The sequence below is a fragment of the Streptomyces sp. NPDC055078 genome, assembly GCF_053607985.1.
Genome location: NZ_JBSGUP010000343.1, coordinates 1 through 8,687, shown reverse-complemented (window position 1 = coordinate 8,687; position 8,687 = coordinate 1). Strand labels below are relative to the sequence as shown.

6 protein-coding genes are annotated in these 8,687 nt (G+C 71.2%); 3 read left to right on the top strand and 3 right to left on the bottom strand.

The genetic code is table 11. The annotated features are described in order from the left end of the window. Together ACWF94_RS25280 and ACWF94_RS25275 are read right to left on the bottom strand one after the other, a co-directional pair. On the bottom strand, positions 1–1,398 hold a 1,398-nt coding region (locus tag ACWF94_RS25280; protein WP_453492749.1), incomplete at its 3' end, for a sigma-70 family RNA polymerase sigma factor. Between the two features lie 285 nt (positions 1,399–1,683). Continuing rightward, positions 1,684–2,604, bottom strand: coding sequence for a TetR/AcrR family transcriptional regulator (locus tag ACWF94_RS25275; RefSeq protein WP_453492746.1), 921 nt, complete (start codon positions 2,602–2,604; stop codon positions 1,684–1,686). 326 nt (positions 2,605–2,930) lie between these two features. Between ACWF94_RS25275 and ACWF94_RS25270 the strand changes: the two genes are divergently transcribed. Next, the gene (locus ACWF94_RS25270) at positions 2,931–4,451 is read left to right on the top strand and encodes an NAD(P)/FAD-dependent oxidoreductase (protein WP_453492744.1); all 1,521 of its coding nucleotides are present in this window, start codon (positions 2,931–2,933) and stop codon (positions 4,449–4,451) included. Between the two features lie 145 nt (positions 4,452–4,596). Further along, complete coding sequence (locus ACWF94_RS25265) at positions 4,597–6,318, top strand: ATP-binding SpoIIE family protein phosphatase (protein WP_453492741.1); 1,722 nt, start codon at positions 4,597–4,599, stop codon at positions 6,316–6,318. 28 nt (positions 6,319–6,346) lie between these two features. On the opposite strand, the gene ACWF94_RS25260 is transcribed toward ACWF94_RS25265, so the two are convergent. Further along, the gene (locus ACWF94_RS25260; protein ID WP_453492752.1) at positions 6,347–7,627 is read right to left on the bottom strand and encodes an MFS transporter; all 1,281 of its coding nucleotides are present in this window, start codon (positions 7,625–7,627) and stop codon (positions 6,347–6,349) included. Positions 7,628–7,760: 133 nt separating this feature from the next. Between ACWF94_RS25260 and ACWF94_RS25255 the strand changes: the two genes are divergently transcribed. Beyond that, positions 7,761–8,336, top strand: coding sequence for a MarR family winged helix-turn-helix transcriptional regulator (locus ACWF94_RS25255; RefSeq protein WP_453492738.1), 576 nt, complete (start codon positions 7,761–7,763; stop codon positions 8,334–8,336). Positions 8,337–8,687 lie beyond the last annotated feature (351 nt).

The following is an 8,687-nucleotide window of genomic DNA, read 5'->3' as shown; positions in this document are numbered from 1 at the left end:
ACCTGCGGCAGCGCCCGCGGCACCGCCGGATGCCGCCGCGCCTCCGCCCGTGGCAGCGGCGGCGGCACCCGCCCCCGCCGCACCCACGGCGCCCCCGGCGACGATCCCGGCGGCCTTGAGCGAATAGCCCGCGGCGAACCAGCCGATGACCGCGACCGGCAGCAGCGCCGGAATCCCCGCGTTGACATGCGCCAGCTCCCCGGCGGCCAGCCGGCACTTGGCGCACTCCTCCAGATGCTTGCGCAGCCCGCGCTCCGCCCGCATCCGCAGCCCGCCACGGGCATACGCGCCCAGCCGGTCCGCGTACCGGGCGCAGTCGCCCCCGGCGGTGAGCGATGAGTTCACATGCGCCTGGAGATACGCCTGCTTGAGCCCCTCCCTGGCCCGGCTGGCCAGTACCGCCGTCGCATTGGCGGTCAGCCCGAAGAGCGGCGCGATCTCGCTCGGCGACTCCTCCTCGACGGTGGTGTGCCAGAGCACCGCCTGCCAGCGCTCCGGCAGCGACCGGAACGCCTGCATGGCGAGCGACTGCTCCGCCTCGTGCATCGCGCGGACATCGGCCCCCAGATCGAGGGTGTCGTCGGTCGCCGCGTCCGAACTACGGGCGGCCTCCGCGGCGAACACCGCGAAGTCGTCGATCAACTGCTCCCGCTTGGCCGACTTCGTCCAGGTCGCGGCGACCCGGCGCACCGTCGTCAGCAGATACGCCCGTACGGCGTGCTCGGGCCCCGCGCCCCCGCGTACGGCACCCAGGGTGCGGGCGAAGACCTCGGCCGTCAGATCGTCGGCCGTGTGCGCGTCCCGGCAACAGGAGCGCGCATACCGCCGTACGGCATCGGAGTGGCGGCGGAACAGCTCCGCGTAGGCGCTGTCGTCACCGTCCCGCATCCGCTGGATCAACTCGGCGTCGGACAGGGGCAGTTCGCGCGGCGGCGGCAGTACGGATCCGGTCGCGATCCCCCCGCCCTCCCGCTGCGGCGGCACGGCATGGCTCTCCGCGCCGGAGCCGCCCTCCGGCCGGGTGCCGCCGGTCCCCTGGCTGGGAACCGTATGACCGGCCGTATCCGCGGCGGCTGCTACGGGGCCGGACGCGCCTGAGCCCGGTCCCGCGCCCGGGGCGTCTTCCGTGCCCGGGGTGCTGCCCCCTGTGCCCGGGGCGCCGGCACCCGTGCCGGCGGAGGCGCCGGGCGACGTCCCGGGGGAGGCGCCGGGCGACGTCCCGGGGGAGGTCCCGAGGGAGTCCCCACCGGGCACTCCGGGCACTCCGGGCACTCCGGGCGCCCGGGTGCCGCCGCGTCCGCCCTGGCCCGGTACCTGCTGGGAGGGCGGCTCACCGGACTCGGCACCACCACTGCGACCGGCGGGTTCGTCCCGAGCGTCCCGTGCGTCACCACTCATCGCGGAAGCCATCGTTCATCGCGGAAGCTCCCGTCAGCACCATCAGACCCGAACACCGGGCAAGCGTGCCATACGGCAACTGCGCGCCGAACCCCCAGCTGGGTCAACCACTCATCCGGGGTGACTTGACCGAATCGGCGACCGACCCGTCATCAATTCATGTAATACTCACCGAGTGCTGATGACGGTGCTCAACCAGCCTTTCGCAGCGGTCTGTTCGCCTGCCCGCGTTCGTCTCTCCGGCCATGTCCGCGTCCGCTCGGGCACCCAAAGGCGCGGTCTCCGTCAGGCCGACCTGGGGCGCAGCCCCTCCAGCAGGATGTCCAGCAGCCGCGCCGACGCCGCCGCCTGGTGTGCCGCGTCCGGCAGCGCGGGCGCCGCCGTCGCTATCACCAACAGCACATCCGCCACGGTCACATCGCCGCGCAGCTCACCCGCGGCCCGCGCCCGGTCGACCAACTGCCCCACGACCTCCAGCAGCTCACCCGCGCCGATGCCGTCCTGCTCATCGGCAGGGGCCGGACGCGGGCCGACCACCCGCGGCTCGGACGGCCCACCGGAGGGATCCGGCGCACCGGCACCAGCCGGGTCGGACGATGCCCGCTCGGACTGAACCCCGGTCAACGACCGCTCGGGCTGAACCCCGGTCCGCTGCTGCGGCACCCGCGCTTCGTCCGCCGCGCCAGACGAGGCGGACGCAACAGACGAGGCGGTCGCCGCGGTCGCCACGGCCTCAGCGGGGTCGACGCCCACCCGCAGCACCTGCGGCGGCAGCAGCCGTCCCGCGCCCGAGGCCACCGACGTACGGAGAAAGCGGGCCAGTGCCGACCACGGCTCCTCCTCCTGTCCCAGAGCCGTACGCGCCTGCGCCGTCAGCCGGGCGGTCTCTTCCTCGGCTATTCGGCGTACCAGCACGTCCTTGCTCGGGAAGCGGCGGTACACCGTCCCGACGCCGACCCTCGCCCTGCGCGCCACATCCTCCATCGGCGCTCCGTACCCCAGCTCGCCGAACACCTCGCGAGCCGCCCGCAGCACATGTTCGAGGTTGCGCTGGGCGTCCACCCGGAGCGGAGCCGACCGGCTCGTCCCGACCGCTCCCGTCCGTCCGTTCCCGCTGTTGCCGTCACCAGCCGTACGGCCACCGTGCCCGTGAGTGTCCACGGCCGGCGGTACAGCAGCCTGCCAATGCGAATCCTGAATGGTCATACGCGTTCCCCCGGTCAGTGTGTCTCCCCCCGGAGACCTCCCCACTCGGTCTGCCGGGCGCGCCTTGACCAAGCACCCCGACGAGGTACGAACATAGTTGAGCCGGGGTCAATTCAGAAGGGGGTAGTTCCGCACGGAGCGCCCCCCGATCGGAGCAAGGACCGGAAGGCTCCCGTTTACGCCCCCTGGCCCCACCCCATTTGCCGCCCCTGACCTGCGCACCTTCCCGCTTTTCCGGCGGCTGCCCGGCGCGCGGTGGCACAAAGCCTCCGGTCACACAATTTGCCGGGGCTGTGGACAAACGCAGGGACCCGTTGCCTCATGGGATGGTGAAGGCTGCTAACTCCCGGGGCTCGACCCCCGGCCCTCCGCCCACCGCGCGCACTTCCGGCACGCGCATCCTCGTGGTCGGCGGTGGCTATGTCGGGATGTATACGGCACTGCATCTCCAGCGGAAGCTGAAAAAGGAGCTGTCCGGCGGCGAGGCGGAGATCCTGGTGATCACGCCCGATCCTTATATGACGTATCAGCCCTTCCTTCCCGAGGCCGCCGCCGGATCGATTTCCCCACGCCATGTGGTGGTCCCGCTGCGGCGAGTTCTGGACAATTGCAAGATCCTCATCGGTGAGGTCACCTCCATCGATCACGCCAAGCGCACCGCGATCGTCAACACCCTCGCCACCGAGGAAGAGGGCACGGGCGCGATCGAAGTGGCCTACGAGGAACTCGTCATCGCGCCGGGGTCGATCTCCCGCACCCTTCCGGTCCCCGGTCTCGCCGACTACGCCATCGGTTTCAAGACAGTCGAAGAGGCCATCGGTCTGCGGAACCATGTCATCGAGCAGATGGACATCGCCTCCTCCACCCGCGACCCCGCGATCCGCGACGCGGCCCTCACCTTCGTCTTCGTCGGCGGCGGCTACGCGGGCGTCGAGGCACTCGGCGAACTGGAGGACATGGCCCGCTACACCTCGCGGTACTACCACAACATCAAACCCGAGGACCTGAAGTGGATTCTCGTCGAGGCCAGCGACCGCATCCTTCCGGAGGTCGGTGAGGAGATGGGCACGTACGCCGTACGTGAGCTGCGCTCCCGCAACATCGACGTACGTCTGAACACCCGGCTCGACTCCTGCGAGTCCCGGGTCGCCGTCCTCGACGACGGCAGCCGCTTTCCCACCCGCACCGTCGTATGGACCGCGGGGGTCAAGCCGGCACCCCTGCTCGCGGCCACGGATCTGCCGCTCAACGGGCGCGGCAGACTGCGCTGCACCGCCCGGCTCACCGTCGACGGAGTCGAACACGCCTGGGCGGCGGGCGACGCCGCCGCCGTACCGGACATCACCTCCGACACGCCGGGCGCGGAGACCGCGCCGAACGCCCAGCACGCGGTGCGCCAGACGAAGGTCCTCGCCGAGAACCTGGTGGCGTCGCTGCACGGCGAGCCCCTCAGGGAGTACGCCCACAAACACGCGGGCTCCGTCGCCTCCCTCGGCCTCCACAAGGGCGTCGCCCATGTCTACGGCCGCAAGCTCAAGGGCTATCCGGCCTGGCTGATGCACCGCGTGTACCACCTCAGCCGCGTCCCGACCTTCAACCGCAAGGCGCGCGTACTGGCCGAGTGGACCCTCGCCGGACTGTTCAAACGGGAGATCGTCTCCCTCGGCTCGCTGGAGCACCCGCGCGCCGAGTTCGAGACGGCCGCGGGCGCCGGGCCCGAGCGGAACGGCCGGCCGGGAGGCCCGGCGGAAGCCCCCGGGCGCGGCCCCGGGCCGGCATCGCGCGACCGTCCGCCGGACGGATCGCCGGACGGACCGCCGGAAGGCGACCCCAGAGGGACCTCGTAGGGACCTCGAAGGGCCTAGTAGACGCCCAGTCGACACCGACTGTCAGTCCGTTCGGTCACACTGGGCGTGTGACCATAGGTGGGCTCACATGTGCACAGAGTGACCCTTGTGACCCTTGGCGACAACCATTGAGGCTAGAAAGTCAGTGAACTTCACGCGTTGGAGCGCAAGGCTCCCCGGTACGCAGCGCCGCGCCGCAGCGCGGCGGACCGACCGTGGGACTTCCCCGGCACCGCGACCGCCCCAGCGAGCAGAGGGCAAGGCCAGAGGGGAGAGCCGGGGAGAGGCCAGGGCGGAGGGCTCGGTCCCGGCGGCGCGCGGCGAGTCGGCGCGCGCCGGGACCGGCCACCGGCCCGACCCGCTCCCCGGCGTGCCCGCCCTCGAAGAGTTCCCCGTCGGCCAGCTCCTGGGCAGCCTTCCCGCCCTGGTCGCCCTGATGTACGGGCCGGAGCACCGCATCGCGTATGTCAATGACGCGTACACCACCGCCTTCGGCCCCCGCCCGGTCGGCAGCCCCGCCGCCGACGCCTGCCCCGAGCTGGCCGAGCTGGGCCTGCCCCCGCTCATGGACCAGGTCCTGCGCAGCGGCACCCAGCGCACCGTCAAGTCCCGCAAGGTCTCCGGCCAGGGCGGCTCGTACACCGTCACCTGTCTGCCCGTCGACAGCCCTGAGGAAGGCGGCGGCGTCCTCGTCTTCGCCGCCGATGTCACCGACCACGCCGAGGCCGCCGAGCGGCTGCGCGCCAGCGAGCGCCGCCAGCGCGACACCGCCGTCACGCTCCAGCGATCCCTGCTCCCCCAGGAGCTGGAGCAGCCGGACGATCTCCGGGTCGCGGCCACCTATCAGCCGGGCGGCACCGACGCGGCCGTCGGCGGCGACTGGTACGACGTGATCACGCTCGGCGCGGGCCGCACCGCCCTCGTCATCGGCGACGTCATGGGCCGCGGTGTGCGCGCGGCGGCCGTCATGGGCCAGCTCCGCACCGCCGTCCGGGCGTACGCCCGGCTCGACATGCCGCCGCACGAAGTGCTCCAGCTCCTCGACGGCCTCGCCGCCGAGATCGACCCCAGCCAGATCGCCACCTGCGCCTATGCCGTCCACGACCCGAACGAAGCCAAGCTCGTCTACGCCTCCGCCGGCCATCTCCCCATCCTGGTGCGCGACGAGGACGGTACGGTCCGCCGCGCCGCGGACCCGACCGGCCCGCCGCTCGGCACCGGCGGCTGGCTCCACACCTCGGGCACCATCGCGCTGCCGCCCGGCTCCAGCGCCGTCCTCTATACGGACGGTCTGGTCGAGCGCCGGGGCGAGGACATCGACGACGGCGTGGCCGCGCTGGAGCGTGCGCTGTCCGGGGCGACGGGCAGCCCCCAGGTCGTCTGCGACCGGCTCCTCCGCTCGCTCGGCGTGACGGCGGAACACGACGACGACGTCGCGGTCCTCGTCGTCCAGCACCCCACCCGCACCAGCGGCTCCGCCGAGCTGTTCCACAACGCGGCGCTCGACCTGCTCGGCGGTATCGAGGCCGCCCCGCGCGCCCGCGCGTTCGCCTCCGGGGTCCTGGCCTCCTGGCGCTTCTCCCCGGAGCTGCACGACCTGGGCGTCCTGGCCACCAGCGAGCTGGTCGCCAACTCCCTCCAGCACGGGACCCCGCCCATGCGCCTGCGGCTGCGCCGCACCGACCGCCGGCTGATCATCGAGGTGACCGACGGGGACGAGCACCTGCCGCGCCGCCGCCGCGCGGAAACGGAGGACGAGGCGGGTCGCGGTATCTCCATCATCGCGACGATCGCCTCGTCCTGGGGGTCCCGCCGCACCCCGGGCGGCGGCAAGGCGGTCTGGTGCGAGTTCGCGCTGCCCGTCTAGAACCGCTCTCGGCCGGGAGCGGTTCTGCTCAGGCGGCGGTCTCCACCTGCCCGGCGGGCGTGTGCTGGGCCACCACCCGCGACTTCGCCGCGAGGAACGGCTGATTCTGTACGGGTGTCAGCTCCCGGCCCATCTTGACCGCCAGCACCGTGATGCCGAGCGAGAACAGCACGAACGTCACGATGTACGGGCCGTGCAGCGCCGCCCCCATCGGCCCGCCCACAGCCGGACCGAGCGCCAGCGCGAGCTGCTTGACCAGTGCGAAGACGGAGTTGTACTGCCCCACCATCGACTCCGGCGCCAGATCGGCCACCAGCGGTGCCACGGTCGGCGCGAGCATCGCCTCGCCGAGCCCGAAGAGCGCGTACGTGGAGATGAACGCGGCCGTCGCCATGGCCTGGCTGTTCGTGCCCAGGCCCGCGTACCCCGCGAAGAGCCACGCGACGGCCCAGATCAGCCCGACCGCGGCGATCACCCGGGTGCGTTTGCGGCGCTCCACGAACTTCAGCACCACGAACTGCGCGATCACGATCACCGCGGTGTTCGCGGCCAGCGCGGTACCGAGCGTCGACGGCTCGATCCCGGCGGCCTCGGTGCCGTATGCCGCGAGCCCCGACTCGAACTGTCCGTAGCACGCGAAGAACAGCACAAAACCGAGCACGCTCAGCTGCACCATGGCCCGGTGCCCGAGGATGGCCCGCATCCCGCTCTTGGCACCCGGCCGCGCCGCCGGTTTCTGCCCGAAGGACACCGGCCGCGGCATCCGCACGGTGAGCGCGATCCCGGCGAGCACCAGGAACATCACGGCCTCGATGCCGAACAGCAGGGTGAAGCTCTCCGGCCTGCTCTTGTCGACGATCTGCCCGCCGATCAGCCCGCCGAGGCCGAGCCCCAGGTTCTGCAGGAAGAACTGCATCGCGAAGGCGCGCGTACGTGTCGAAGCGTCCGTGCACCACACGAGCATCGTGGCGAGCGCGGGCTGCATCACCGCCGTACCGGCGCCCAGCACCGTGGCGGACAGCACGACCGCCGGGATGCTCCCCGCGAGCCCGATGGACAGCGCGCCCATCGACGCGAGCACCGCGGCCACCATCAGTACGGGCAGCGGCCCGCGCCGGTCGATCACCCGCCCGGTGAACGGGAGGGCGACGAGCGCGGCCATCGCGAAGACCGCGAGGACGACACCGGCCGTCGTCGCGCCCAGATCCCGCACCTGCGCCACATAGACGTAGAGATACGGGACCGTGAAACCGAGTCCGAACGCGCTCAGCGCGCTCCCTGCCTGGATCCGGCGCATCGCTGCACCCATCACCCTGGTCACACTCACCTGCCTTGGATGCGTGAAGGAGTGAAGTCTCAAGACTTCAAAGCTAAAGTTAAGGATTGAATAATACACACTGAAGGACTTCAATGCCAATGGACCCCGTGCGATACTGCGCCGTATGCCTACCGCGAGCCCTGAGGGCCCAGCAGCGAGGGGCCCGGTCCTCCATGAGCCGAGCCTCGACGAGCAGATCGCCGCGTATCAGCGCGAGTACGGAGACCTCGACCCCCTGGTCGAGAAGGTCGTCTCGGCGCTCGGCCGCCTCAACCGCCGGATGAACGTCGCCTACGGCCGCCAGGTCGCCACCCTCGGCATCAGCAACGCCGAATGGGAGGTTCTCAAGACCCTCGTCCTCGCGGGCACCCCCTACCGCATGGGCCCCGGCGAACTCGCCAAGCGCCTCGGCCTCACCCCGGCCGCCATGACCCACCGCATCGACCGCATGGCCGGCGATGGCCTGGTCACCCGCGACCGCGACGAGAGCAACCGGGTGCGCGTGATCGTGGAACTGACGGACGAGGGCCGTACGAAGTGGCTGGAGGCCATGCGTATGGCCACGGTCTTCGAGGAGGACCTGCTCCAGGACCTCTCGCCCGACGACCGCGGCGTCCTCGCCGAGCTCCTCATCCGCGTCCTTCGCCGTGTGGAGGACACCCAGCCGGACGCGGGCGGCCGGCTCACCGACCTGGAGTAGCGACAACTGGGCCCGTCGGAGCCGATTCCAGGGGCGGGACGAGGGGCAGGTCGTGGGAAGTTGACACAGACTTCATCCCTCCGTAAGGTTCCTCAGGTTGCCATGGGGCCGTAACGGTTCTGCGACAACCACTCCCGCCGCTGATGCGGCAACCAAACTCGTGTGATCTCCCCACTTGGGACGCATTTCGGCATGCCGAAATCTATTTCGAAAGACTCGATTATGAGTCGGCCGGGGAATCCGCTAGAGTTTGAAACGTCGGAACGGCTCAACGGCCGGAATGGCAACCCGATTTCGACCGGGAATCAGGGCCGAAAGGTTCTGGTAGAGTCGGAGATGCAAGACCGGAAG